Below are 1,404 nucleotides of genomic sequence, written 5' to 3'. Positions count from 1 at the left end.
GCGCGGCGCAGGCCTCGCAATGCTGATCACCAGCGTGGGCCTGAATGTCACCGAAGACATGATCGGCCGCGGCGCCCCGACTGCCGCCGCCCACCTGTTCCTCGCCGTGGCGGGCACGGGCACCCTCATGCTCGGCGCCGCCACCGACGCCCTGCGCCGGAGCAGCGAGCGAGTAGCCCAGCAAAACACCCACCTTGCCGCCGCCAACCAGCGTCTCGACCAGCTTGCACGTCAGTTACGGGACGCGGCCCGCGGCAACCTCCAGGCCGAGGAAGATCTGCGCAAGCACATGGCCGCCGAGCTTCACGACGAACTGGGCCAGAACCTCACCGCCATCCAGACCCACCTCAAACTGGCCCAGGCGCGACTCGGCAGCGCGGGCCTCGACGACATCGGCGCCTCCATCAACGGCATCCTCGGCCACATGCGCCGCGCCCTGCACAAGATGCTGGACAGCCTGCGCCCCTCCGTTCTCGACGAGTTCGGCCTGCTTCGGGCACTGGACGAAGGCCCGGTACGCGACATGCTCACGGCTGCTGGCATTCACTATGTGACCGACTTGCGGGGCGAACCCCGGCTGCTCGACGACGAGACGCTTACCGCGATTTATCGCGTCGTGCAGGAAAGTGCGACCAATGTGGTCCGTCATTCGGGTGCGAAGGAACTGAAATTACGATTGCGTATCGGCCTGCGTGACAGCGGTCCGGTGGCGATCCTCGACATTCGTGACGACGGTACCGGCCTGCCCTCGACGCCACGACCGATTCGCACAGACGGTGGTGGGCGCGGCCTACAAGGCATGAGCGATCGCATCACCGCCCTCGGCGGCATCTTTCGTATCTGCCCCGAGCCCATCGGACTACACCTTCGTGTGTTGCTTCGCAGCACAAGTATCGGAACTCACATAGGAAATTTTCCGATACCGGGTCAGTGAACCGTTCGTTACGATTCCGTCATCGATGTGGGGGAGCCGCCGTCGAGAGACGGTGAGCCCAGGTCGGTCGTGGGGACGATCGACCTGATGAGGCGACAGGATGTCAGCCTCGCCGATGCGAAGTGGTGACCCGTGGATCCCGCGAGCAACTCGCGATTCACGAACCGCGGAAACATCGGATCAAGCCGCTGGTGGACAGGAGTCCGCCAGCGGCGTTTTTATTGGGCGCCATCCAGGATCCTGGTGAAATGCGGGACATTGGCAAAATGTGGGAGCCGCTTCAGCGGCGATAGCCAGGTTGCCGCCAACCCCATCGCCGGCCCAGCCCGCTCCTCCAAGAGCTCACACCCCCAAAGAAAAAGGCCCCCTCTCGGGAGCCCTATTCACCTGCCAGGCCGGAAAACCCCGCCTCAGCGCTTCTTCTTCGGACGCACGTACAGCACCAGGCTGTGATCTTCGATCACGTACCC

General features: G+C 64.2%; 1 protein-coding gene. It reads left to right on the top strand.

The features are described from left to right. Positions 1-934, top strand: a 934-nt coding sequence (locus AC1DSN_RS22625) for a histidine kinase (protein ID WP_477333076.1), incomplete at its 5' end; no start/stop codon positions are given. Positions 935-1,404 lie beyond the last annotated feature (470 nt).

The organism is Luteibacter sp. P4_D7_3 (assembly GCF_056401735.1).
This window is presented reverse-complemented; position numbering and strand designations above follow the sequence as displayed.